Source organism: Cognatundibacterium luofuense, from assembly GCF_018139685.1.
In the GTDB taxonomy this organism is placed as follows: Bacteria; Pseudomonadota; Gammaproteobacteria; order Burkholderiales; family Burkholderiaceae_D; genus Undibacterium; species Undibacterium luofuense.
Map to the genome: position 1 here is coordinate 592,396 of NZ_JAGSPN010000001.1, position 24,325 is coordinate 616,720.

Genomic DNA, 24,325 nt, shown 5'->3' on the forward strand with positions numbered 1-24,325 from the left:
CGCGCTGACAAGGCGCGATATTGGGGTAAAACAGACAAACTGCGGTTTGTCCCCGTCCGTAACTGACCACACAGCAACAAGCTGACATAAGATGCCAGCAGGTGCGCACTCTCAACGCAGCACCTGCCACGCTTCCCTTTTTATCAAAGGAATTGTCAGATGAATGCACCCGAACCACTGCAAACGGCAGCGGATAATCCGCCCGGATTCTGGCGTGATCTGCGCCAGCGTTTTCACCTGAACAGCGATAAAGCCGATGACCGGCAGATTGACGAAACCATACGCGCCGGTGTGTCGCTGAGTGGCAGCAATCTGTGGGCGCTGATTTGCGCGATTCTGCTGGCATCCATCGGACTGAACGTCAATTCTGCATCGGCGATTATCGGTGCCATGCTGATCTCCCCGCTGATGGGGCCTATCGTCGGTGCCGGTTACGGTATCGCGATTTATGATTTTGCGCTGGTGCGCAAATCCTTAAAAAATCTTGCGATTGCTTCGCTGGTTAGCCTGCTGGCATCCGGTATGTATTTCTTTGTCAGCCCGCTGGGCGAAGCGCAATCTGAATTGCTGGCACGTACCAGCCCGACACTGTGGGATGTGCTGATTGCACTGGCTGGCGGTGTGGTCGGCGTGATCGGTGCAACCCGCAAAGACAAAGGCAATGTGATTCCCGGTGTTGCCATTGCCACTGCACTGATGCCGCCTTTATGTACCGCTGGTTTCGGGCTGGCCCATGGCAACTGGTCATTCATGCTCGGCGCGCTGTATCTGTTTTCAATTAACAGCGTCTTCATTGCGTTTGCCACGCTGACTATGCTGTCGCTGATGTTGCCGCGTGAAAGTCGTCAGGCAGATCAGCGCACCCAGTATCAGGTAAGACGCAGCGTGACCGGCATCGTTGCGCTGACTGCGATTCCCTCCATTTTTCTGGCCTATGATCTTGTCAGCAAAGAAGTGTTTCAGCAAAGAGCACGCCAGTTTATTGCAGCGGAGATTCAGCCGGAACAGGCCGTCATCGCGGAACGCCGCATTCAGCCGGAGCAACGCAGCATCAGCCTGAAACTGGTCGGACAATGGCAGACTGAAAGTATGATCCGCAACTGGCAGAAAAAACTGGCGGATTATCAGTTGCAGGACACCAGACTCGACATCACACAGGCCGGACAGCGCCCGCTCGATCTGGCATCACTGCGGCAAGCCGTGATGAACGATCCTGCATTGGTGCAGCGCCAGAATGAAAAAGATGTGCTGATACAGCGCCTGCAACAGCAACTCAGCCAGCAGCAAACGCAGCAACAGCAGCAACGACAATTGTATGCTGCGCTGGCAGACGAAATCCGGGCGCAGTATCCGCAAGTCAGCACAGTCAGAATCAGCCGTTTTTCTGATTCTGAAAAAACAGATAATAAAGACAGTGGCGCGCCGCCCGAACTCATCACAATGATAGACAGCACACAGGCGCTGAGCCGTGATGAACAGCAACGTTTGCAGCGCTGGCTTGCCGTGCGTTTGCAACATCCGGCGTTGCATATTCTGGTACGTCATGGCAGTAACAGCAGTTATCTGCCGCCAGCGTCCTGATCTGCATAAGGCTTGGTAAAATCTCCGCTTATTACCCCGAAAGGAGCACGCATGTTTTCCACTCTGATTTCCGTTACGCAATTACAAGCACTGAGCAGCAGTGCGACACCGCTGGTGTTGCTGGATTGCCGCCACGAATTGCTGAATCCGCGTGCAGGGGCAGATGCTTATGCACAGGGCCATTTGCCCGGTGCTTTGTTTGTGGATATTGATACGCAGTTGTCCGCGCCGAAAGATGGCCCGGTATTTCGCGGCCGTCATCCGCTGCCATCCAAAGAACAATTTATTCAGACCATGCGCGCACTCGGCATTTCCGATCAGACACAAGTGATTGCCTACGATGCGCACGGCGGTATGTTTGCCGCGCGTTTATGGTGGATGCTGCGCTGGGTGGGACACGCTGCCGTTGCGGTACTGGACGGCGGACTGGCTGCATGGCAAAACGCAGGCTTGCCGCTGACGACCGACGTACCGGTCGCTGCCACAGGTTCGCTGAATCTGAAACCGGCGCTGACGGCGCAGGTTGATGTCGGATTTCTGGTTACCAATCTGAGCACCGGTGCGCTGCAAGTGGTGGATGCGCGTGCGCCGGACCGCTTCCGTGGTCAGAACGAAACCATCGATCCGGTCGGCGGCCACATTCCGGGCGCGATTAACCGCTTCTTCAAAGACAATCTGCAAGCCGATGGCAGCTTTAAACCCGCCGAGCAATTACGCGCCGAATGGCAAGCAATTCTGCCTGCCATCACTTCCGCCGTGATGCAATGCGGCTCCGGCGTCACCGCCTGCCACAACCTGCTGGCCCTGGAACATGCCGGTCTGCCCGGCGCGGCGCTGTACCCCGGCTCATGGAGCGAATGGTGCGCCGACCCGTCCCGCCCGGTCGCGACCTGATCCGTATCTGCATTGCCCGCAACAACAGCCGGTTTGCGAACCGGCTGTTTGTTTATCGGCCACACCACAGGGTTTCAGTCATCCTGCCATAGTCTTTTGATTGCCCGAAAACCCCCGTTTTTGCCCCAAATGCGGACTTCAGCACAGCGATCCGGCGGTCGTCGGCAGAAAGTCTGGTCGTCAGGAAAAGGTCAATGCGGAGATTTGCACAGCTCTGCGGGTGTTGCAGTGCTGTGCAGTGTGGGAAAACGGGTGGAAAAGCAGGTGGGAAAGCAGACTGAGAAAATCAGTGGGTGACCAGTAACACCAGTCCGATACCGGCGGCGATCAGGATGACTTGCGGGATGGATTCGCGCAGGGTGGTGCGGCGCTGCATTTGCGGCATCAGATCACTGACCGCGATATAGATGAAGCCGGACGAAGCCAGCACCATCACGTACGGAATCAGCGAACCGGCTTTTTCCAGCATCAGATAGCCAGTCACGCCGCCGACCACGCCCATCAGGCTGCTGATCAGGTTGTACAGATAAGCGCGGGTTTTGCTGAAACCGGCGTTCAGCAGCACGATGAAGTCACCGATTTCCTGCGGGATTTCATGCGCGATGATCGCAAACGCAGTGACGATGCCCAGATGCGGATTGGCCAGAAACGCGGCGGCGATCAGAATGCCGTCGGTCAGGTTGTGCATGCCATTGCCGACTAAGATCATCCAGCCCGCTTTACCGGCTTCGTGCGCGTCGTGGCCGTGTTCATGATGATGGCCATCGCCTTCGTGATGATGCGAGTGACGCAGAATCGCCGCTTTTTCCAGCAGGAAAAATGCCAGCAAACCACCGAGCAGACAGATAAACAGCGAGCGTGTGTCCGCCCCGGATTCAAAGGCTTCCGGTAAGGCGTGCAGCAGCGAGGTCGACAGCATAATGCCGACCGACAGGCTGACCAGACGATCGACCATGCGGGACAAAACAGCATACGAAAAAATGGCGGCGGCGGTAATGCTGATCAGCCCGGCCAGTGTGGTGGTCAGGATGATGGAGAATAATGGGGATGAAATTTTGTAGCCTTTGAATTTGCAACCAAGTTGCAGATTAAAGCACAGCGGCCGCTATTGTGCAATTGCGGCCGCTGTAAAACCTTGTCAGAAGTTCAGTTTCAAACCGCCTGATGATCGCGCAGCCATTGCAGACAGCGCTGCCAGCCGTCACGTGCATCGGCTTCCATATAGCTCGGGCGGTAATCGGCATGGAAGGCATGGCCGGAATCCGGATAGACATGGAAGGCGGACTGGCTCTTGCCCTGCGCCAGCGCCTTTTGCATCGCTTCCACGCTGCTCAGCGGGATGCCGGTATCTTTTGCACCGTACAAGCCCAGCACCGGTACGCGCAGACCGGCGGCAATATCCACAGGATGCTGAGGATTCAGCGCAGACTGGTTACCGGTGAGGCGGCCGTACCAGGCGACACCGGCGCGGATAGACGGATTATGCGCGGCATACAGCCAGGTAATGCGGCCACCCCAGCAAAAGCCGGTAATCGCGGCGCGGCTGATGTCGCCGCCCTGGGTTTTAGTCCATGCCAGCACCGCATCCAGATCCTGCATCACTTGCTGATCCGGCACTTTGTTGATGACCTGACTGATCAGTTCGGCAATGGTCGGATACGCCGCCGGATTGCCCTGACGCACGAATAAATCCGGTGCCACCGCCAGATAACCAGCTTGCGCAAAACGGCGCGCCACATCGGCAATATGTGCGTGTACGCCAAAAATTTCGGATGTGACCAGTATCACCGGAAAATTGCTGCCCTTAGCGGGTTTAGCCAGATAGACCGGCACGGCTTGTCCTTGTACATCGACTGAAAACTGGCCGGTGACGAGGCCGGTATCCGGCGTGGTGATCATGGTTTGTGCGCAGACTGGCAAGGCTGCGGCGGCAAAGCCTGCGCCCAGTGCGGTATGTAAGAAGCGGCGGCGGCTGATGCTGTTATCGCCGCCATCGTGCTGAATCAGGCTGAAAAGATCTTGCTGGTCTTGTGAAGGTTGCATGCGTGTTTCCTGATAAAAGTTGTGGAAAAAAACGCAATCAACAGTGCATTTATGCAATCTGTGATCAGATTTGCCAGAGGTTTGCGCGGAGGCACTGTGATTTTCGTTTACACTCAGAAGCTCCGGCAGCTTAGCACTTTTCCTCCGAACCGGCCGGAACCTCCGCCACAGGGCCACGATGAAGCACGCTTCACTGAGACACAGTCTGAAAGGAAAACTGTTACTGGCAGGGATGCTGTTGCAGACCGTGCTGCTGCTCCTGTTTTATCTGATCGTTACCGAAGTTTTGCGCGAAAGCGCGGAACGGGCGCTGAAAACCTCGGCCAAAACCATTTCCCAGTCAGTGAATCTCAGCGTGGCACCGTATGCCTACGAGCGCCGCTTTGATGTACTCAGTGATTTTTTCAGTGAACTGATCAGCGAATCAGACGAAGGCTTGCGCTATATCGTGATCCGCGATGAGAAGCAGCAGGTGCTGTTATCTGTCGGCTTACGCGGACAGGCATTGCCCGTACCCAGCACGGATGCCGGACACGCCATCGCAGCCGGTATTTACCATGTCAGGCAACCGGTTTTACTGAGCGGCAATCAGGTCGGCGAAGTGCGCTTCGGTATTGCAACCGGCGATATTTCAGCCGTGCTGCAAAAGATGCTGAATATCGCACTGGTGGTCAGTATTGCCGGTCTGGTGCTGACGGCAACGGTGCTGGTATTTTTTGGCCAGCGGCTGCAATTGCGGCTGGATCAGATTATGCAGGCGATGCAGGATATCGTCGGCGGCGACTACGCGCGGCGGCTACCGGAGCAGGGACAAGATGAACTCGCGCATTTGTCGCATCAGTTCAACCGCATGGTCAGCGCAGTGGAAACCCGCGATAAAAAGTTTGCAGCAGTGCTGAATGCGGCGCCGATTCCGATGGCGCTGTTCCGGCTGGACAGTGCCGGTGAACTGTTGCGTATCGACCGTAATCTGGCTGCCATCCGTTGCTTTGGCCGTCTGGAAGATTTCAAACTCACGCACCGGCCATATGCCAGCATGCAGGCGAAACAGCAACTGATGCAGCAACTGGCGCAGCTGGATGCCTTGCCGCCGCTGGAAATGGACATGATTCTGGCCGATGGCACCCGTCATCCGTTTATGTTGTATGCGGAATCGTTTGTGGTGGATGGTGAGCGTTACACCACGCTGGTGGCGATGGATATTTTTGATCTGCGCGAAACCCAGAACCGCTTGCGTGATCTGAATACCGCACTGGAGCAGCGTGTGGAAGAACGCACGGCGGAACTGGCAGATAAAAATCAGGCACTGGCCAGTACCTTATCGACCCTGCAGCAAACGCAGGAAAAATTGATTCAGTCAGAAAAATTGTCCGGGCTCGGGCGCATGGTGGCCGGTGTCGCCCATGAACTGAATACGCCGCTGGGCAGCGCGTTAACCGTTGCCAGCACCATGCTGGATAAACAGCAGGACTTTGAGCAGCAAGTCAGCACCGGATTGCGTAAATCAGCGCTGCAACAGTATCTGAGCGATAACCGGCAGGCCGGTGAATTGCTGATCAAAAACATCGAGCGGGCGGCCAGTCTGGTACAAAGTTTTAAAGCGATTGCCACCGAAGACAGTGCCGCTGAACCCGGCCTGATGATGCTGGATACCTTGCTGCAACAGGTCATGCGCGATACGCAGACGCAATGGCAGAGCATGGGTGTAACTCTGAATATTCATATTACGACCGGATTGCAACTGACCTGCGCGTATCAGGCTTTATACCGCGTACTGATGCAACTGGTGGACAATGCGCTGGTACACGGTTTAAGCGGAATCAGCGCACCGGAATTATCCGTATCTGCCGAAATGGAAGACAATCCACAATCAACGGCCGCTGCCCGCGTGCACATTGTCATTGCCGATAACGGACATGGGATTGCGCCGCAGGACCTGAACCGGATTTTTGATCCTTTCTTCACCACCCGTTTCGGACAGGGTAGCAATGGTCTGGGTCTGCATATGGTGTACAACCTTGTGAGCGGTGTGCTGGGTGGAGAAATTCATGCAGAAAGCCAGCCGGGGCAGGGCACAAAAATGATTCTGAGTTTGCCGCAACATACAGACAGCGAGGCCTAATATCATGCGCTCACGTTTTTTTTCAGAATGCGGACTGATACTGCTGGCTTGTGCGCTGAATCTGCCGGCGATGGCGCAATCGCTGCCGGAAGAAAATACGGAATCACCGCTGACACTGAATGCTTACGGCACGCTGGGGCTGGCATCGACCGATCAGGCACAGGCCGGTTATCGCCCTACAGTGTCTTCCCGCAATATTCTGCATGACACATGGAGTGGACGGCTGGATGACCGCATCGGCGTGCAGGCCCGCTACACCTTATCCCCTTCGCTGGCGGTGGTGGCGCACGTACTGGCGCGCCGCAACGGCGGAGATGAAGTCGGCGCAGAATGGCTGTGGGGCATGCTGCAATGGACGCCCGCACCGGAATGGGCGGTGCAGGCCGGACGCTTTCAGAATACGCTGTTCCTGACCTCAGATAATCAGGCGGTGGGCTATGCGCAACCCTGGGTCAGACCACCGGTGGAACTGTATAACCTGGGCGGTGAAACATCGAATATCGATGGCGTGATGCTGCGCTATCACCGTCCGCTCAGCGACTGGCAGCTGGGTGTTACCGCGCACGCAGGCCGCGTGACACTGGCCCGACCTTTATACCGTTATCAGAATCATCCGAATGCAGCGCTGGCGCTGAGTATTTCGAATAACAGCTGGTTGTTCCGCGTTTCGACGCTGGTGGCAAAAACGGATTACCACGCACCGGCTGCACAGACGGTAGCGGATCTGATCACGGCACAGAATCCGCAAGCCGGAGCGGACTATCAGACCGGTGAACTCGGCTGGCTGCATTACAGCAATGCCGGATTCCGTTACGAACAGCATCCGTGGCTGGTACAGGGCGAATTTGCCCGCACCAATTTACGCAGAAAAACCCTGCCGGATCAGCGCGCCTGGTATCTGACCACCGGTTACAGCGTCGGCGACTGGATGCCGTATATCAGTTTCGCCAGCCTGCGCGGCATCAGTAATCTCGATGAAAACCGTGTCACGGGCAATGCGCTGAAGGCAGCGCAGGCACTGCTACTGGGTAAGCGCAATGAGCAGCAAACGCTGTCGCTGGGTGTGCGCTGGGATCTCAGACCCGGCATGGCGCTGAAAGCACAATGGGATCAGGTGCGTGTGAATGCCGGTGAACCCGGCTTGCTGCAAACGCCGCTGCCAGCGGGGCAGGAGCGGGTGCGGGTACTCAGTGTAGTGCTGGATTGGAGTTACTGACATGGGCATCGATTCGTTACTGCTGACCGCTGCCTTATTTGCACCGGCCGATGCACGCCTTCCGGATATGCGTATCGTGGTCGTTGTCAGTGAAAAAAACGATTTAAAAGACATCACACCGGAAACCCTGAGCGCGGTTTTTTCCGGTCAGAACAGTAGCGCAGCCACACAGAATCTGACACCGCTGGATTTGACCGAGAGTGAAATCCGCGACCAGTTTTACCAGCAGTTACTCGGCAAAAACCGCAATCAGATGCGCGCTTACTGGTCACGCATGGTCTTCACCAGCCGCGGCCGCCCACCACAGGAAATGAACGCCGAACAAATCGCCGCACTGCTGAAATCCAACCCGCGCGCCATTGCCTACCTGCCGCGCTATCAGGTCACCAGCGGCATGCGTATTGTATGGCAGGTGCCGGCGGCACCTTGAGAAGATGTGTAAAGCACATTTCAGCGGTAGATCACCAGGACATAATGATTCAGACTGGCGGCATTTTGATAAAACCTACTTACTTTTCTGAAACTCGGAATAAGAAAATTATTTAATACAGTGTCGTTTTCGTTCAGCCAGTTAACGCCACCAACATTAAATTTGTGCATTTCTTTTCGGTTGAAATTGGCATTCAGCTCAGATTCTTTGAAGTTGCTGAACGATACTGCGATGATCTTCACTTCTTCCGGCGGAAATACGCGAGCTCCACCGAATCCGAAATTGAATGCTGCTTCTCTTTGCTTTTCAGTGCCGCGTCCCTCAAGTGCCCTTACCATCGGGTCACTCGGGATATCTCTCATGTTTTCCGGTTTTACCCCGAGTTTTGCGCATTCTTCGGCGATGGCTTTGTCATATTTTTTATCATCTTGCATTAACTCGTCTGCATTTCTTCGATCCATTACCCTCATCATCGCAGTCGTTTGCTGTTGTTCCCGTCTCTTATTCGGGGATGCCAGCCACGAAAGAATCTGCCAGTCTTTATCAACATCGATGATCTCTGCTTTGTTAAACCTGGCATCATTTTTGATATTCCATACCAGCGCAGGTTTTTCTTTTATTGTTTTCAGCTGGTCAGCATCAACGTGAACGTAATAAGCAATAATTCCCATATGTTTTTAGTAAATAAAGTCGGTGTTGAAATTTCTGCTTTCAATAGCTGGCGGGCTGGGCTTGTCTGAGACAAGCATCTTGTTCAGGCTTCTGTGTCTTTGCTGGGCACGCGATAAGTTGTGCGCTGAGTTTTGTCAGTACCGGGAAGCGGTGCTGATGGTGGTGGCAAGGCTAAGATCAGAGCTGAAAGCAAGGTACAGCTTATTCTTGAATAATTATTATTAAAAATTCAAAACGCCATTCTGAACAGAATATTGATTTGTTGCAAGCAATTGCCTGAAGCGGGAGAGGGATGATGGTGTGCATTGTTTGCCAGCTGCGCAGCTGCAGCTGGCAGGCGGGAATTACTCTGTCGCCAGATAAAACGCATCCGGTAATTGTTCACCGGCGGTGGTGACTTTGATGTCGCCTTTTTCGTTGGTCAGAATTACTTCCAGTTCCGGGCCGCCGAGTTCGATCATGACCTGACGGCAGGCACCGCAAGGAGCGATCGGGCCGTCGGTGTTGCCTGTCACTGCGATGCTGGCGAACTGGCGCGGACGGTAACCGGCGGCGATGGCGCTGAACAGGGCGGTGCGTTCTGCGCAGTTGCACAGGCCGTAGGAGGCATTTTCAACATTGCAGCCGTGGAAGACTTTGCCGTCTTTGGTCAGTACGGCAGCGCCGACCTGAAAACGGGAATACGGTGCGTAAGCGCGCTGGCGTGCGGCTTTGGCTTCAGCGATCAGTTCTTGCTGGTTCATCTGAGGTTCTCCTGAACGGGGCGTGGAAACGCCGGAAATGGGGTAAAAATGCCTGAAATGCGGAGTTTTGCATAGCGATTCCCCGCTTGTCGGCAGAAACTCTGGCTGTCAGAAAATCACAGATGCGGAGTTCTGCACAACGCTTTCACGCTGAGACAAAAAAATACCGTCCACAAACAGAGCAGATCAGGGATGGCTGATGCCCGCTGGTGAACGGCAGGATGGGTATGACCGGAGCTGACCGGTACGCAATGTACCGGTCATGGCCGCTTACTTCACGCCCAGTTCGCGCAGACGTTCCTGCAGATAGCTGCCGGAGGTGTAACGCTCAGACAGTTTCACATCAGGACGCGGATGCAGGAACAGTGGCAGAGAAATACGCGATTTTTTCGCTTCTTCGCCGGACGGGTTCAGTACGCGGTGGATGGTGGACGGATAGTAGCCGCCGGATGCTTCGTGCAGCATGTCGCCGATATTGACGATCAGCATACCGAAGTCGCACGGTACATCGTGCCATGCATCATCTTTACCCAGCACTTGCAAACCGGCTTGGGTTGCCGCAGGCAGTACGGTCAGCAGGTTGATGTCGCCGTGGGCAGCAGCACGGACTGCGCCCGGCTCTTCATCACCGCTTAATGGCGGATAGTGCAGCACGCGCAGCAGGGTCAGGTCGCTGTCGGTAATCATGTCAGACAGTGGCATGGAATACCCTGCTTTTACGTCTGCCGGAGAGTGATCTTCCACCCATTGCAGCAACTCTTTGGCCAGATTAGAACCGGCGTCGTAGTAGCGGCGTGCAGCATCCGACACTTCGGTCGGATAACGGCCGGTAGGGTAGATGTGATAGAACTCTTTCAGATCACGTTTTTCAAAGCCTTTAGCGGTTTCGGATACTTTCGGAGAAAAGTAGCCGTCCATTTTTTCTTTGTCGTAGTGGTAGTTGTTCTTCGCATCGGTTTGATAGAAGTCGTACCATTCCTGATAAATCGTGTTCAGCAAGTCTTGCGACAGCGGGTGATTAGTCAGTACGCCAAAGCCGGTGTTGTGCAGGCTTTCGGTGAATTTGCGAGCGGCATCCGGATCGCGGTAATCAACTGGTTGAATCAGCATGTGGTTCTCCTCAGTTGGTCAGCGCTGGTTTCAGCCAGTCGCGGGACAGGGTGGAATCGATCAGGCGTGCGCAGGCTTCTGCATCGACTTTCATACAAACGCGGGTTTCCGGTTTGGTCGGTTCCCAGCCCGGTTGCGGGTAAGGAATCGGCAGTTTTGCCATCATGGTCTGACCATTGCCGATACCTTCTTTGGCAACGCGGACGCGGCCATTGCGGGTTTCGAAAATTTCCGGTGCGACCAGCCAGACGAATGCCAGTACATCGTGACCGTAGCAGGCGTGGCCCAGATCCGGACGGATGCTCTGGTAGAAGTTGGCGTAGAAATTCACTGCGTGCGACAGGGTGTCCATCGCGATGTGCTTGTGTTGTTCTGCCAGACGGGCAAAGAAAGTGGATGGCAGTACCACGCGGTGAGTCACATCCAGACCAACCATGGTCAGGTCCCAGCCTGCGGTGAATACCAGATCCGCTGCGTCCGGATCATTCCAGACGTTCGCTTCTGCTACCGGCGATACATTGCCCGGTTCATCCACGGTACCGGCCATCAGCACAACCTGTTTCAGCAGCTTAGGCAGTTGCGGTTCCATTTTCAGTGCCAGACCGAGGTTACCCAGTGGTCCGACCGCCACCAGAGTAATTTCGCCCGGATGCTGACGTGCCATCTTGACGATGAATTCAGCAGCACTTTCGGTTTCTGCTTTCGCAGTCACACTGACGCGGCCAGGCAGATTGCCCAGACCGTCTGCGCCGTGGATAAAGTCAGGTGGTGTACCGGCCGCTTTCGCGAATGGCACATTCACACCTTGTGCGACCGGGATTTCACGTCCCGCGATGCGCGTCAGGTACAGCGCATTGATAGTCGCCTGTTCGACATAAACATTACCGAAGGTTGTGGTGATACCCACTACATCGATTTCAGGGTGCGCGAGAGCAAAGTACAACGCCATTGCATCGTCGACACCCGGGTCTGTATCAAATATGACTTTATGTTTAACTTGCATGGATATTCTCCAAAATTGCTCCGGCTGGCCATTGGTCAGAACCCAGACGCGAAGCGATTTGTTGCAATAGACCCGGTTCAAGGAGGCCGTATTCTGCGATGTGCGTTACAGATGGCCGCGGCTGTACCAACAGCGCGGCCTGCGCACCGGCATTAACGTGATTTCACAAATGGCTGACCGATGGCTTTTGGTGCAACAGATTTTGCCATCAGACCGGCCAGAACGACGACGGTCACAACATACGGAATCATTTGAATCAGTGATCCCGGTACCTTACCGATCACAGGGAAGACCACGCCTTCGATCTGTACTTGTAACGCAGCAAAGAAACCAAACATCAGGCAGCCCAGCGCGGTGTAGACCGGACGCCAGTTGCCGAACACCAGCGCCGTCAGCGCCAGATAACCATTACCGGCGGACATATCACGCAGGAAGAAACCGCTTTGTACGATGGACAGATAGGCACCGGATAAGGAGCACAGTACACCTGCGGTCAGCATCGCCATAAAGCGAGTGAGTTCCACATTCACACCTGCGGCATCCGCTGCATGCGGGTTTTCACCGACAGCACGCAGACGCAGGCCGAAGCGGGTGTGATAAATCACCCAGTGCACCAGCGGAATCAGCGCGAACGCCAGATACGTCAGAATCGTGTGGCCACTCAGCAGGCTGCTGTAAATCCAGCCGATCACAGGCACACCGGCCACGGCTTCCGCGCCCGGCAGCACGATGGTGCTCAGACGCGCTGCGCCCAGATCCGGCGTGCGTCCGCCCTGCATGAAAAAGAATTGCGCCAGCACGAAAGTCAGGCCGCTCAGCGCGATATTCAGCGCGATACCGGCAACCAGCTGATTACCTTTCTGGGTAATGCTGACAAAGCCCTGCAGCAGCGCAATCGCAGCGGATACTGCAATACCGGCAGCGATACCGAGCCACGGATTCTGCGTGGTAAAACCAACAGCGGCAGACACAAACGCGGCAGCCAGCATTTTGCCTTCAAGCGCCAGATCAACCACGCCGCTGCGTTCGGCGAACAAACCTGCCATCGCTGCAAAAATCAGCACCGGCGCGTTACGGACAGTGGATACCAGAATGCTGGCAAACTGAAAATCGTCAAACATCATTTGTCCTTACGTTTGAACATGGCCGACAGAACCGGTGCATACAGGTTTTCCATCGCACCGCAGAACAGAATAATCAGACCCTGAATGAAAATGAAGGTCTCCGGCGGAATATTTGGTTTCTCCAGAGATAAGTCGAAACCACCCTGTATCAGCGCGCCGAACAGAATCGACGACAACAGAATGCCGACCGGATGCTGACGCCCCATCAGAGCAATCGCAATCCCGATAAAACCGGCACCGGCGGGGAAGTTCAGACCCAGATAGTGAGTGGAACCCATGACAGGATTCACTGCCGCCAGACCCGCCAGACCACCGGAGATCAGCATGGTTACGATGATGGTTTTACTGATGGAAATACCGGCATAGTGCGCCGCATGCGGATTCAGACCGGCAGCGCGTAACTGATAACCCCAGCTGGTACGCCAGACGGCGACACCGTAAATGACCAGTGCCACCAGCGCCAGCACAAAGCTGATATTCAGCGGTGTTTCACCCAGCACAGGCAGTATGCTGTTGAGTTTCGGCAGCCATGCGCTTTCCGCAAACACGCGGCTGGCAGGGCTTTGTTCACCGTCAGGTATCAGATGGCTGACGATGACGTAATTCATCAGGCTGGCAGAAATAAAGTTAAACATGATGGTCGTCACCACCACATGGCTGCCGCGTTTCGCCTGCAGATAGCCGGGGACGAATGCCCACAGGCCGCCGAACAGCACCGCACCGGTAATCGCTGCCGGAATCAGCAACCAGCCCGGCAGGGTGTGATCCAGTGCCAGTAACACAAGCGTGGCACCCAGACCGCCCAGATACATCTGGCCTTCGCTGCCGATGTTAAACAGTCCGGCCTGCATTGCAACCGAGACCGACAAACCGGTAAAGATAAAGGTGGCAGCGTAAAACAGGGTGTAGCCCAGACCTTCGGGATTGAGTACCGCTGAATTGATCAGGATGCCCATGGATTCGGCCGGATTTTCTCCGAGCAGGTAAATCACACCGGCTGCGACCAGCAAAGCAGACAGCAGATTCAACAGGGGCATGGCGACCGAAGTGGCCCAGCGTGGCAGATCAGCTTGATTCATAAGATGTTGTCACTCAGTTCAGATAGGTTGCAGACGGCAATCAGTGCTTGTGCAGGCCGCCCATCAGCAGGCCGATCTTCGTTGCGTCAAATTCTTCGACTTTCAGTTCACCGGTAATGCAGCCGCCGGACATGACCAGAATCCGGTCTGCCAGTGCGCGCACTTCTTCCAGTTCTACCGATACCAGCAAAATCGCGACACCGGCATCACGCAGCGCCAGCAGGCGTGCATGCAGACTTTCAATCGTACCGATATCCACACCACGGGTAGGCTGACCGACCAGAATCAGTTTCGGGCTGGCCGCCATTTCACGCGCCATTACCACTTTTTGCTGATTACCGCCGGACAGCAGCGCAATACGCAGCGCCGGATCAGCCGGACGCACATCGAAATCGCGGATCATTTTGTCGCAGTGTTCTGCAATGGCTTTTTTATCGAGCAGGCCAAAGGCTTTGCGGAATTTATTCTGGTAGCCGAGGAAACTGTTCATCAGTACCGAAAAGTTTTTCACGACGGCGTGGCGCAGACGGTCTTCCGCAACGTGGGCAATCCCCAGTTCGCGGTAACGTGCTGGCAAGCCATCGGCATCTTTTTTACCCTGATACGGCAGTGCAGCGCCATCCAGCGTAATCTGACCGGAACCCGGCACACGCATACCGCTGAGAATTTCCAGCAATTCACTCTGACCATTACCGGATACACCGGCCAGCGCCACGATTTCACCGGCGCGTATCTGGAAGTTGATATCTTTCAGCAGGCTGACTTGCTGGCTGTTGATCAGATTCAGGTTTTGCACATCCAGCACCACTTTGCCCGGATTGTAAGGCGCACGCGGTAACTGGGTTTCGATCGGACGGCCGACCATCATTTCAGCCAGTTGTTCTTTGCTGGTGTCACGCGTATGCACTGAACCAACCACAGTACCGGCACGCATCACGGTGACTTCGTCGGTGATGTCCAGAATTTCCTGCAGTTTGTGTGTGATCAGAATGATGGTTTTGCCTTGTTCCTTGAACAGGCGTAACACATCAAACAGTGACTGGGTTTCCTGCACCGTCAGTACGGCGGTCGGTTCATCCAGAATCAGGATATTGGCGCTGCGGTAAATCTGTTTCAGAATTTCCACGCGCTGCTGTACGCCAACCGATAAGTCTTCAATTTTGTCGAGCGGATCCACATCCAGCGAGTAGCGCTGGCAGATCTCACGCAGTTCTGCTTCCACTTTTTTGCGGTTCGCATTCAGACGGAAACCGCCTTCGCCGCCCAGCATCACGTTATCGAGCACGGTCATGTTTTCGACCAGCATAAAGTGCTGATGCACCATGCCGATGCCGAGAACGATTGCTTCGTGGCTGTTGTGGATTTTTTCTGCTTTGCCGTTAATCAGCAGATTGCCCTCGTCGGCCTGGTAATAGCCGTACAGGATACTCATCAGCGTGGATTTACCCGCACCATTTTCACCGATCACGCCGTGTATCGAGCCACCGGCGATAGAAAAACTCACGTCGCGGTTGGCCTGAACGGCACCGAAGCGCTTGGATATGTTTTGGAATTCGACAGCTGGCTGCATAGGTTCCGGGTATCAGGAGGGCAAAGATTAAGTACTAAAAAAATGACGGGGCGTTGTCTAACGCCCCTGTGGTTTCAGACCGTGAATATCAGGCCGGGCATTTTTTGGCTTCGCGGAAATCAACAACATTGATCTTACCGTTGATGATGTCCTGCTTCGCTGCATTCACCCGTTTTTCGATATCCGCGCTGATGACGCTGCGGTTATCTTTATCCAGCGCCCAGTCTACGCCGCCTTCTTTAACGCCTTTATAAACGACGCCGGCTTTCCATGTACCGTTTTTGATTTGCATGAAGCTGTCGTAAATCGCCTGATCAACACGCTTCACCATCGAGGTCAGCATATTGCCCGGATGCAGGTAGTTCTGGTTGGAATCCACGCCGATACCCAGCTTGCCTTTTTCCTTGACTGCCTGCAGGGTGCCCAGACCACTGCCGCCTGCTGCTGCGAAGATCACATCCACGCCGCGTTCCATTTGCGCACGTGCCAGTTCACCGCCTTTGGCAGGATCATTCCATGCCGCTGTGGTGGTGCCGACCATGTTTTGAACGAATTCGATTTTGCTGTCAGTCGCTTTCACGCCTTGTGCGTAACCGCAGGAGAAGTTGCGGATCAGCGGAATATCCATGCCACCGATGAAACCGACTTTTTTGGATTTGGATGCCAGTGCAGCAGCAACGCCAACCAGGTAAGAACCTTCCTGTTCTTTAAACAATACCGAACTCACGTTGGCACCGTTTGCCACGCCGTCGATCAGTACGAAGCGTGTCGCCGGAAATTCTTTCGCAACGTTCTGTACCGCTTGCGCCTGACCGAAACCGATCGCTGCGATCAGATCCACTTTTTTACGGGCCAGATTGCGCAAAACCTGTTCAGTTTGGGTGTCGCTGGCAACCTGTACTTCCATGAAACCGATTTTCGTTTCTTTTTTGAAGCGCTCAGCGCCTTCGGAAGCAGACTGATTGAAGGATTTATCAAACTTACCGCCGGCATCGTAAATCACCGCAAATTTCGGGTCTGCTGCATAAGCACTGGCTGCGGCCAGCATACTGACCAGAGTCAGACTGATTTGCTTCAGTTTCATGAGAGCTTCCTTATTCAGTTGTAGGTTGTCAGCATGTGCCGGTCTGCCGTACTGGTTCCTGATCACATGCCAAACGCGGCGGGTGTGAACACGCGCCGCGCAAAAATTGTATCAAAACTTACTTCACTGCCCGTTGCCGCCTGACGTCAGGCAGCCTGTCTTTCTTGCATCAGGGCCAGCACTTCCGCACGATGCGGGATGCTGGTTTGTGCGCCCAGACGTGTCACGGTAATTGCTGCAGTGTACTGCGCTTCGGTAACAGCCTGATCCAGCGATAAGCCATTCGCAATACCTACTGCAAATGCACCGACGAAAGTATCACCGGCTGCAGTGGTATCCACGACACTGACTCTGACTGCCGGAACAAAGCGAACGTTCCCGGCTTCTGCAATGATCGCACCGTCGCCGCCCATGGTCAGCAGCACGACGCGGATACCCATTGCCAGTAAGGCTTCGGAAGCGCGCTGTGCGCTGTCACGGTCAGTCACAGGAATGCCGCTCAGCTGACCGGCTTCAGTTTCGTTCAGAATCAGATAATCGACCATGGCCAGCAATGCGCTGTCCAGTGCTTGTGCCGGTGCCGGATTCAGCACGACAGGCACACCGGCCTGTTTGGCTGTACGGATCGCATGGGTCACAGTGTCCATGGGTGTTTCCAACTGGCAGATCAGCATGGCTGACTGGCGGATACTGTCCGCAGCAGCATCGATATGCGCAGTGCTCAGGCAGGCATTTGCGCCTGCAGCCAGCACAATACTGTTGCTGCCTGCATCATCGACCAGAATGCCGGCTACACCGGTTGCGGTGGCAGCAATGCTGTGCAGATGGTTCAGGCTGATCTGGTCAGCCGACAAGGCTTCGCGTGCATTGTGGGCAAAACCATCGTCACCGACGGCGCCGACGAAGTGGACGTGCGCGCCCTGGCGTGCGGCAGCAACGGCCTGATTCGCACCTTTGCCGCCCGGGATCTGACGGAATTCGTGACCGTGCAGGGTTTCACCTACCGCGGGCATGCGCGGCGTGCGGAAAACCAGGTCCATATTGAAACTGCCGACAACACAGATTTGTGGCTTCATGATCTTGTAACTCGTTTTTATTTATCGTTGCGCAAACGATTGCGCAAACGTTTTCGTATTTAACTATGTCCGCCTGTCAGCAGTCAAGCAGAATCGCGGGTTTTGCCTGTTTTTTGTGCAACTTCCACGTTCTGAAAAACGCAGAATCTGCATATTGAACAAGCCTTGCCTGCGGCTTTGCTTTTTACCTTACAGCGATTGCAGGATTGGTCTCTTCCGTTCTCACTCTGCTGATGTTTTCCGGTCTGCACAGCAGGTCAGCGCTGGCAAAAGCACGAGCGTCCGGGAACGTGTGCCGGACAGGCTGCAAGGCGGGGGAAACAGGTCAGAAGAATGTGATGCCGGAGCCGCTTAAATTGAATTGATTCTGGCGGCGGCGCAGATTGTGGCTTGCCTGCCGTGTACTGTCAAATTCTTCGCTGTTGTCATGCAAAAAACGGCGTTTTGCTACCAGCTGCGCTTGACCATATTCAAACATTTGTTTAATGTCGCGAACAAATGTTTGAATATGGAATTCTGCACAGCTTGGCTGCGCAGTCAGCCAGAAAATTTTATGTCAAAAAAAGAGCAGCTTTATGCACTGATACGTGCAAGACCCATGATTTCGCAGCAAGAGCTGGCGGATTGCCTGTCGCTGTCCCGTTCTGCTGTTGCGGGCCACATTGCGGGACTGATTCGTGAAAGGCGTTTGCTGGGGCGTGCTTACCAGTTTCCTGAAGCCGCGCGAGTGCTCTGCATCGGTGGCGCAAACACGGACCGTAAGCTGCGTACTGCGTTGCCTTTGCAAATGGGAACATCGAACCCGGCCAGCATGAGCGAGAGCTTTGGCGGGGTGGCGCGCAATATTGCTGAAAATCTGGCGCGTACCGGCGTGGCGGTCAGTTTGCTGACGGCTGTCGGCACCGACAGCGCCGGGCAGGGGCTGATGCAGCATGCTGGCGCTTGCGGTATCGATACGTCTCTGAGCCGGATTTGCCGTGATATGTCCAGCGGTACGTATACCGCGCTGCTGGATGCACAGGGCGAAATGACGCTGGCGCTGGCGGTGATGGATATTTACGAACAATTGGATGTGTCGTATCTGAGTGCGCAGGTGCCGGTCAGCGGCTATCCGCTACTGGTGGCGGATATGAATCTGCCTGCGGCCAGTCTGGCGTGGCTGATGCAGCGTTGCAGTAAAGGATTGCAAAAGCTGGTCATCGTCGCCGTATCCGCGCCCAAAATGGCGCGTTTGCCGGAGCGGCTGGATGGCACGGCACTGATGATACTGAATCGTGATGAATTGCTGGCAGCGACAGGTACAACAAGTCATGCCGGTGCGGACTGGCAGGCGCTGGCGCGCAGTCTGCTGCAGCGCGGTGCTGAAAAAGTACTGGTTACCGCAGGGGAGCACGGTGTGTGGGGCGTGGAAGCCACGCAAAGCTGGCATTTACCAGCCTTACCGGTACAGGTCAGAGATGTGACTGGTGCGGGCGACGCATTCAGTGCCGGTGTGCTTGCCGGGCTGATGCGCGCACCGGATGATTTGCAGGCTGCGGCGCGTCAGGGCTTAAAGCTGGCTGCACTGACGCTGCAAAGTGAACAAACCGTTGCCGGAGATCTTCATCCGGCTATTTTTGAGTGAGGAAAAGATGCAGCAGTATTTACAGTTTTCACAAGAAGTTCAGCAGGCGATTGCTGATGGTCGTCCGGTCGTGGCACTGGAGTCCACCATTATTTCGCACGGTATGCCTTACCCGCAAAACGTGCAGACAGCACGTGAGGTTGAACAGATTATCCGCGATCACGGTGCAGTTCCGGCGACAATTGCGATCATGAATGGCCGCATTCATATCGGTTTGTCGGATGCAGATCTGGAATTGCTGGGACAGTCACGCGATGCGATCAAGGTCAGCCGCCGTGATTTGCCGTATGTACTGAGCGAGAAAAAACTCGGTGCAACCACGGTTGCTGCGACCATGATTTGTGCTGCGCTGGCAAATATTCCGGTATTTGTGACCGGTGGTATCGGTGGCGTACACCGTGGCGCAGAAACCAGCTTCGATATTTCTGCAGACTTGCAGGAACTGGCGCAAACGTCCGTGGCAGTGGTCTGTGCCGGTGCGAAATCGATTCTGGATCTGGGACTGACGCTGGAGTATCTGGAAACGCACGGTGTGCCGGTGGTGTCGGTCGGGCAAGAGGCATTCCCGGCCTTCTTCACCCGTAACAGTGGCTTTAAAGCGGATTTCCGTCTGGATACGCCGGAGCAGCAGGCAGCTTTCCTGAAAACCAAATGGGAACTGGGTTTGCAGGGTGGCGTGGTGATTGCAAATCCTGTACCTGAAGCAGACGCTATGCCGGAAGCAGAAATCGAGGCGATGACGAATCAGGCGCTGGCTGAAGCAGAACAGCAGGGCATAGGCGGTAAAGCCGTGACACCGTTTCTGCTGGCAAGAATTAAAGAACTGACAGCCGGCCGCAGTCTGACGACCAATATTGCGCTGGTCAAAAATAACGCGGTGTGCGGAGCGCGTCTGGCGGCTGCTTTAAAGCAGATTTAAAGCAGATCCGGCAAGTATGATGCCCTGAAGCCCGCATGCTGTAAGGCTTCCGGGCTACCCCTGCCGGAAAGCTGCGTCCTGTCTGGCTCTCCGGGCAGGCTGGCTGGAAACCCGCATGAAATAAGGGGGATCTCAGGGGTAGAATGCTGCGACGTGATAACCGGATGCTTTGCTGGTACTCAGTTCAAAGTAAATTTTGACCTGCTGATCACCGTGACCGGCAATCCCTTTAAGCGCATCAGTACCTTCCGGCAGATAGTCTTTCGGCGCAAAGCTTTTCAGAATGACCGGTTTGTCTTTACTGTCATTCAACTGCAGTTCCAGATGCGGCCAGGCCATAGGCGCGCTGCTGGTATTCATCAGCTGAACATTCAGCTGGAACAGATTTCTGTCTGCATCCAGCGACTGCAATTCATTCGCCTCTATCGATATCTGATCTATCCTTGCCGGTAAGTGGATTTCGCAATGCAGCGGCGCGCAGACTTGCTTCAGCATAGGCAGGGTTTGCGGATAATGCGCAGCCAGACTATTGCGGTTAACAATCGCCAGTTGCGCCAGACACAGGGGCAGCAAAATCAGAATCAGCAGGCTGTAGACAATGGTCATCACCCGTCCGCGCCGTGCAGCGCGTTCTGCCTGCAATACAAATTCCGGCTTATCTTCATCCGCTTCGCCGGAACCGGTTTCCGGTGCAGCCAGCAGAATATCCTGCTCAGTTGCTGCATCTGCGGTGTCAGCAATTGCTTCCGGCTCAGGCAGGCTCAGATCCAGTGCAGCCAGCGTTGCTTCAGGGTCGGGTTCAGGTCCGGCCGGCAGTTCAGCGGCTGCATCGCTGACGGACCAGTCGATTTGCGGCTCGGCAATCGCAGCGCGGGTTTCGAGCTCAATCTGCATTGCCAGATCCTGCTCGGGGGCGCGCTCGGTGGCGACAGACTCTGCCATCATGGATGGCATATCGTCACCCAGGTCAAACTCGATTTCTGATGCACTGGCAATATTCAGGACATCATCTTTCGGTGCTGCTGATGCAGGCTCGGATACTGGTTCAATCGCAGATGGCGGAAATACCTGCACATCTGCTTCATCCTGTATGAGCTGCGAGCTTGCCGGCTCGGTTTCAGGCTCAGGTTCCGGTTCAGGGAAACTCAGAACAGCATCGGCGCTGGTATCACCTGCGGGAGGAATTCTGTGCGGGTTGGTCCACACTTGCGGCGGCTCAGCAGACACATGCACCGCATCTTCCTGTGCTTGTTCAGTGTGGATGTTTCTGTCAGCTGCGGATGCTGACGCTGTGCTGTGTAATCCTGCAGAACCGGTATTGTCAGTTTCCGGCAAATTGACGGATAAATCTTCGGATAAATCTGCAGATGCTTGCTTGGGCAATGCTGCAGTTTCAGTGTTTTCTGTTTCTGCAGCAGAGGCAGTCGCAGCTACGCCGGTAACGGTAGTTGCGGCTGCGGTGACTGAATTTGTCGCCGGAGCGGTTGTGGCTTGTGGCGCAGCCGGTGCCGGACGTGCTGCCTGATCCGGTGGCACCAGATGTTCTATGCCGTTAAAAGCCTGATGACAGGCGCCGCAACGCACCAGCCCCGCATGCAGCTTGAGCTGGTCGTTAGCAACCCGGAACGTCGTCTGACAATGGGGGCAGCGGGTGGCGAGCGCCATAGGCTTACAGTGTTTTCTGACCGCTCAGGGCAACCCAGCCTTCGTGCTCGGCCCAGACAGTCAGTGTAATAAATGGTGCGTAAGCTGCAGCAACTTCTTCAGCCTGACGTGCCAGCACACCGGACAATACCAGCGAGCCACCCGGCGCAACGCGACCGGACAGCATTGGTGCCATCAGTTTCAGCGGACTGGACAGGATGTTGGCGACAACGACATCAAACTGATGCGATTCAGGATAGCTGGCTGCAAAAGGTTCAGGCAGTGCAAACTCGATACTGCAATGATTGCGTTCAGCATTGAAATTGGCAGATTCGATTGCCTGAGGATCAATATCCACACCGACCACCGATTTAGCGGACAGTTTCGCTGCCACCATGGCCAGAATGCCGGAGCCGCAACCGTAGTCGAGCACGGTTTTATCTGCAGGGGTATTGCTTTCCAGCCATTCCATGCACAGGCGCGTGGTCGGGTGGCTGCCGGTGCCGAATGCCAGACCCGGATCGAGTTCCAGAATCAGTGCATCCGGTTCCGGAGCGTCGTGCCAGCTTGGTACAACCCAGATATTTTTACCGATATGGATAGGAGCGAACTGAGACTGCGTTAAGCGCACCCAGTCCTGTTCTTCCACACTGCGAGTTTGCCAGGCAGGGATCTCGGCCAGACCGATAGCTTCAGCAGCGATACGAACCAGATCGGCATGATCAATATCGGTATCCGCCAGCGCGACGACGCGGCTGCGTTCCCACGCGGTTTCTTCCGGTTCCATGCCTGGCTCGCCGAACAAAGGCTTTTCGGCCTCGGTGCCTTCATCTGCGTCTTCTACGGAAACGGATAAAGCTCCGGCTTCCATCAGTGCATCGGATAAAGGTTCCGCTTGTTCGCGGGCTACTTCCACAACGATTTCTGTCCAACCCATTTTTCTGACTCTCTCAAAACACTGCCGGTCTCAGGGACCGGCAGCAAGGTATTACTTCGATTTTTTATCCAGCCCCGGCATGTCTGCCAGTTTGTGCTCCAGATAATGGATATTGGTTCCGCCTTCAAAGAATCTGGCGTCCAGCATCAGTTCGCGGTGCAGAGGGATGTTGGTTTGTATCCCTTCGACCACCATTTCTGACAGCGCAATCTGCATACGGCGGATGGCCTGTTCACGGGTTTCACCGTAGGCAATCACTTTGCCGATCATGGAGTCATAGTTAGGCGGTACAAAGTAACCGGCGTAAGCATGTGAATCCACGCGGATGCCCGGGCCACCCGGCGTATGCCAGGAGGTAATGCGGCCTGGCGAAGGAATGAATTTGAACGGATCTTCTGCATTGATCCGGCATTCAATCGCGTGACCACGGAACTGGATATCCTTTTGCGCAAAGCGCAGCTTCTCATTGTACGCGATACGGATCTGTTCCTGCACAATGTCGATACCGGTAATCATTTCAGTGACCGGATGCTCAACCTGAACACGGGTATTCATTTCAATGAAATAGAACTCACCGTTTTCGTACAGGAATTCGAAGGTGCCTGCGCCACGGTAGCCGATTTTGCGGCAGGCTTCTGCGCAGCGCTCACCGATTTTCGCGATTTGCTCACGCGGAATGCCCGGTGCAGGCGCTTCTTCGATGACTTTCTGATGGCGGCGTTGCATAGAGCAATCGCGTTCGCCCAGCCAGACGGCATTGCCGTGCTGGTCTGCCAGAATCTGGATTTCCACGTGACGCGGATTTTCCAGGAATTTTTCCATATAGACTTCAGGATTGCCGAATGCTGCACCGGCTTCCGTTTTTGTCATGGTAACCGCATTGATCAGTGCAGCTTCGGTATGCACAACACGCATACCACGACCGCCACCGCCACCGGCTGCTTTAATGATGACCGGATAACCGATCTTGCGTGCGGTTTGTACGATGACTTTCGGATCATCCGGCAACGCGCCTTCAGAGCCCGGTACACACGGAACGCCTGCAGCGATCATTGCGTGCTTGGCGGAAACTTTGTCGCCCATCATGCGGATAGATTCAGCGCGCGGACCGATAAAGACGAAGCCGGACTGTTCTACGCGTTCAGCGAAGTCTGCATTTTCAGACAGAAAACCGTAGCCAGGATGGATCGCCTGTGCATCGGTTACCTCAGCGGCGCTGATAATAGCCGGCATGCTCAAATAGCTCTGGCCGGATGGTGCAGGGCCGATACAGACGGACTCGTCGGCCAGTTTGACATATTTTGCTTCGCGGTCGGCCTCGGAGTGCACGACAACGGTTTTAATGCCCATTTCACGGCAGGCGCGCTGGATACGCAGCGCAATTTCTCCGCGATTGGCAATCAGGATTTTTTCAAACATGATAAGGTGTGCTGTGACTAAGGTTGCAGCTTACA

21 protein-coding genes are annotated in these 24,325 nt (G+C 55.0%); 7 read left to right on the forward strand and 14 right to left on the reverse strand.

Annotated features, from left to right (window positions below):
- Window positions 1-159: 159 nt before the first annotated feature.
- On the forward strand, window positions 160-1,581 hold the full coding sequence (locus KDM89_RS02660; RefSeq protein ID WP_212686371.1) for a DUF389 domain-containing protein: 1,422 nt from the start codon (window positions 160-162) through the stop codon (window positions 1,579-1,581).
- A 51-nt stretch (window positions 1,582-1,632) separates the two neighbouring features.
- Window positions 1,633-2,475: a sulfurtransferase gene (locus KDM89_RS02665; RefSeq protein ID WP_212686372.1), complete on the forward strand. Its 843-nt coding sequence runs from the start codon at window positions 1,633-1,635 to the stop codon at window positions 2,473-2,475.
- 286 nt (window positions 2,476-2,761) lie between these two features.
- On the opposite strand, the gene KDM89_RS02670 is transcribed toward KDM89_RS02665, so the two are convergent.
- Both KDM89_RS02670 and KDM89_RS02675 read right to left on the reverse strand, forming a co-directional pair.
- Window positions 2,762-3,505 (reverse strand): ZIP family metal transporter, encoded by a 744-nt coding sequence (locus KDM89_RS02670; RefSeq protein WP_212686566.1) that lies wholly within the window; start codon window positions 3,503-3,505, stop codon window positions 2,762-2,764.
- A 122-nt stretch (window positions 3,506-3,627) separates the two neighbouring features.
- Window positions 3,628-4,518, reverse strand: a complete 891-nt coding sequence (locus KDM89_RS02675; protein WP_212686373.1) for a dienelactone hydrolase family protein — start codon at window positions 4,516-4,518, stop codon at window positions 3,628-3,630.
- Window positions 4,519-4,696: 178 nt separating this feature from the next.
- On the opposite strand from KDM89_RS02675, the gene KDM89_RS02680 reads away from it, so the two are divergent.
- The 3 genes from KDM89_RS02680 to KDM89_RS02690 are packed head-to-tail and all read left to right on the forward strand — an operon-like array spanning window position 4,697 to window position 8,286.
- A complete protein-coding gene (locus KDM89_RS02680; protein ID WP_212686374.1) occupies window positions 4,697-6,640 on the forward strand; it encodes an ATP-binding protein in 1,944 nt (647 codons plus the stop codon).
- A 4-nt stretch (window positions 6,641-6,644) separates the two neighbouring features.
- Window positions 6,645-7,856, forward strand: a complete 1,212-nt coding sequence (locus KDM89_RS02685; RefSeq protein ID WP_212686375.1) for a hypothetical protein — start codon at window positions 6,645-6,647, stop codon at window positions 7,854-7,856.
- Between the two features lies 1 nt (window position 7,857).
- Complete coding sequence (locus tag KDM89_RS02690; protein WP_212686376.1) at window positions 7,858-8,286, forward strand: hypothetical protein; 429 nt, start codon at window positions 7,858-7,860, stop codon at window positions 8,284-8,286.
- A 20-nt stretch (window positions 8,287-8,306) separates the two neighbouring features.
- Here KDM89_RS02690 and KDM89_RS02695 read toward each other — a convergent pair whose 3' ends face one another.
- From KDM89_RS02695 to rbsK, 9 genes are all read right to left on the reverse strand, one after another.
- Window positions 8,307-8,957 carry a DUF1877 family protein gene (locus KDM89_RS02695; protein WP_212686377.1) on the reverse strand — a complete coding sequence of 217 codons (651 nt, stop codon included), beginning with the start codon at window positions 8,955-8,957 and terminating at the stop codon, window positions 8,307-8,309.
- Between the two features lie 345 nt (window positions 8,958-9,302).
- Window positions 9,303-9,701: a cytidine deaminase gene (locus KDM89_RS02700; RefSeq protein ID WP_189357000.1), complete on the reverse strand. Its 399-nt coding sequence runs from the start codon at window positions 9,699-9,701 to the stop codon at window positions 9,303-9,305.
- Window positions 9,702-9,971: 270 nt separating this feature from the next.
- Window positions 9,972-10,811, reverse strand: a complete 840-nt coding sequence (locus KDM89_RS02705; RefSeq protein ID WP_212686378.1) for an isopenicillin N synthase family dioxygenase — start codon at window positions 10,809-10,811, stop codon at window positions 9,972-9,974.
- A 10-nt stretch (window positions 10,812-10,821) separates the two neighbouring features.
- On the reverse strand, window positions 10,822-11,814 hold the full coding sequence (locus KDM89_RS02710) for a nucleoside hydrolase (RefSeq protein WP_212686379.1): 993 nt from the start codon (window positions 11,812-11,814) through the stop codon (window positions 10,822-10,824).
- A gap of 152 nt (window positions 11,815-11,966) precedes the next feature.
- Entirely contained in the window at window positions 11,967-12,938 is a 972-nt protein-coding gene (locus tag KDM89_RS02715) for an ABC transporter permease (RefSeq protein WP_212686380.1), read from the reverse strand.
- A complete protein-coding gene (locus tag KDM89_RS02720; protein ID WP_212686381.1) occupies window positions 12,935-14,017 on the reverse strand; it encodes an ABC transporter permease in 1,083 nt (360 codons plus the stop codon). The genes KDM89_RS02715 and KDM89_RS02720 overlap by 4 nt, the downstream gene beginning before the upstream one ends.
- Before the next feature lie 40 nt (window positions 14,018-14,057).
- A complete protein-coding gene (locus KDM89_RS02725) occupies window positions 14,058-15,587 on the reverse strand; it encodes an ABC transporter ATP-binding protein (RefSeq protein ID WP_212686382.1) in 1,530 nt (509 codons plus the stop codon).
- A gap of 88 nt (window positions 15,588-15,675) precedes the next feature.
- A complete protein-coding gene (locus KDM89_RS02730) occupies window positions 15,676-16,671 on the reverse strand; it encodes a BMP family lipoprotein (RefSeq protein WP_212686383.1) in 996 nt (331 codons plus the stop codon).
- 146 nt (window positions 16,672-16,817) lie between these two features.
- Window positions 16,818-17,747 carry a ribokinase gene (gene rbsK, locus KDM89_RS02735; RefSeq protein WP_212686384.1) on the reverse strand — a complete coding sequence of 310 codons (930 nt, stop codon included), beginning with the start codon at window positions 17,745-17,747 and terminating at the stop codon, window positions 16,818-16,820.
- Between the two features lie 553 nt (window positions 17,748-18,300).
- On the opposite strand from rbsK, the gene KDM89_RS02740 reads away from it, so the two are divergent.
- Window positions 18,301-19,371, forward strand: a complete 1,071-nt coding sequence (locus KDM89_RS02740) for a PfkB family carbohydrate kinase (protein ID WP_212686385.1) — start codon at window positions 18,301-18,303, stop codon at window positions 19,369-19,371.
- 7 nt (window positions 19,372-19,378) lie between these two features.
- Window positions 19,379-20,290: a pseudouridine-5'-phosphate glycosidase gene (locus KDM89_RS02745; protein ID WP_329604600.1), complete on the forward strand. Its 912-nt coding sequence runs from the start codon at window positions 19,379-19,381 to the stop codon at window positions 20,288-20,290.
- A 132-nt stretch (window positions 20,291-20,422) separates the two neighbouring features.
- Here KDM89_RS02745 and KDM89_RS02750 read toward each other — a convergent pair whose 3' ends face one another.
- From KDM89_RS02750 to accC, 3 genes are read right to left on the reverse strand one after another with little or no spacing between them, the layout of a single operon-like run.
- On the reverse strand, window positions 20,423-21,955 hold the full coding sequence (locus KDM89_RS02750; RefSeq protein ID WP_212686387.1) for a DUF3426 domain-containing protein: 1,533 nt from the start codon (window positions 21,953-21,955) through the stop codon (window positions 20,423-20,425).
- Window positions 21,956-21,959: 4 nt separating this feature from the next.
- On the reverse strand, window positions 21,960-22,871 hold the full coding sequence (prmA, locus tag KDM89_RS02755; RefSeq protein ID WP_212686388.1) for a 50S ribosomal protein L11 methyltransferase: 912 nt from the start codon (window positions 22,869-22,871) through the stop codon (window positions 21,960-21,962).
- Window positions 22,872-22,922: 51 nt separating this feature from the next.
- Window positions 22,923-24,290 carry an acetyl-CoA carboxylase biotin carboxylase subunit gene (gene accC, locus KDM89_RS02760; protein ID WP_212686389.1) on the reverse strand — a complete coding sequence of 456 codons (1,368 nt, stop codon included), beginning with the start codon at window positions 24,288-24,290 and terminating at the stop codon, window positions 22,923-22,925.
- Window positions 24,291-24,325: the final 35 nt, after the last annotated feature.

Excerpts from the sequence above, each read along its gene's own strand:
- KDM89_RS02705 (WP_212686378.1), bottom strand. The coding sequence starts at position 10,811 with ATGCTGATTCAACCAGTTGATTACCGCGATCCGGATGCCGCTCGCAAA.
- KDM89_RS02695 (WP_212686377.1), bottom strand. The coding sequence starts at position 8,957 with ATGGGAATTATTGCTTATTACGTTCACGTTGATGCTGACCAGCTGAAA.
- KDM89_RS02720 (WP_212686381.1), bottom strand. The coding sequence starts at position 14,017 with ATGAATCAAGCTGATCTGCCACGCTGGGCCACTTCGGTCGCCATGCCC.
- KDM89_RS02730 (WP_212686383.1), bottom strand. The coding sequence starts at position 16,671 with ATGAAACTGAAGCAAATCAGTCTGACTCTGGTCAGTATGCTGGCCGCA.
- KDM89_RS02745 (WP_329604600.1), top strand. The coding sequence starts at position 19,379 with ATGCAGCAGTATTTACAGTTTTCACAAGAAGTTCAGCAGGCGATTGCT.
- KDM89_RS02710 (WP_212686379.1), bottom strand. The coding sequence starts at position 11,814 with ATGCAAGTTAAACATAAAGTCATATTTGATACAGACCCGGGTGTCGAC.
- KDM89_RS02690 (WP_212686376.1), top strand. The coding sequence starts at position 7,858 with ATGGGCATCGATTCGTTACTGCTGACCGCTGCCTTATTTGCACCGGCC.
- KDM89_RS02700 (WP_189357000.1), bottom strand. The coding sequence starts at position 9,701 with ATGAACCAGCAAGAACTGATCGCTGAAGCCAAAGCCGCACGCCAGCGC.
- KDM89_RS02740 (WP_212686385.1), top strand. The coding sequence starts at position 18,301 with ATGTCAAAAAAAGAGCAGCTTTATGCACTGATACGTGCAAGACCCATG.
- KDM89_RS02750 (WP_212686387.1), bottom strand. The coding sequence starts at position 21,955 with ATGGCGCTCGCCACCCGCTGCCCCCATTGTCAGACGACGTTCCGGGTT.
- rbsK (WP_212686384.1), bottom strand. The coding sequence starts at position 17,747 with ATGAAGCCACAAATCTGTGTTGTCGGCAGTTTCAATATGGACCTGGTT.
- KDM89_RS02665 (WP_212686372.1), top strand. The coding sequence starts at position 1,633 with ATGTTTTCCACTCTGATTTCCGTTACGCAATTACAAGCACTGAGCAGC.
- accC (WP_212686389.1), bottom strand. The coding sequence starts at position 24,290 with ATGTTTGAAAAAATCCTGATTGCCAATCGCGGAGAAATTGCGCTGCGT.
- KDM89_RS02725 (WP_212686382.1), bottom strand. The coding sequence starts at position 15,587 with ATGCAGCCAGCTGTCGAATTCCAAAACATATCCAAGCGCTTCGGTGCC.
- KDM89_RS02675 (WP_212686373.1), bottom strand. The coding sequence starts at position 4,518 with ATGCAACCTTCACAAGACCAGCAAGATCTTTTCAGCCTGATTCAGCAC.
- prmA (WP_212686388.1), bottom strand. The coding sequence starts at position 22,871 with ATGGGTTGGACAGAAATCGTTGTGGAAGTAGCCCGCGAACAAGCGGAA.
- KDM89_RS02680 (WP_212686374.1), top strand. The coding sequence starts at position 4,697 with ATGAAGCACGCTTCACTGAGACACAGTCTGAAAGGAAAACTGTTACTG.
- KDM89_RS02660 (WP_212686371.1), top strand. The coding sequence starts at position 160 with ATGAATGCACCCGAACCACTGCAAACGGCAGCGGATAATCCGCCCGGA.
- KDM89_RS02715 (WP_212686380.1), bottom strand. The coding sequence starts at position 12,938 with ATGATGTTTGACGATTTTCAGTTTGCCAGCATTCTGGTATCCACTGTC.
- KDM89_RS02685 (WP_212686375.1), top strand. The coding sequence starts at position 6,645 with ATGCGCTCACGTTTTTTTTCAGAATGCGGACTGATACTGCTGGCTTGT.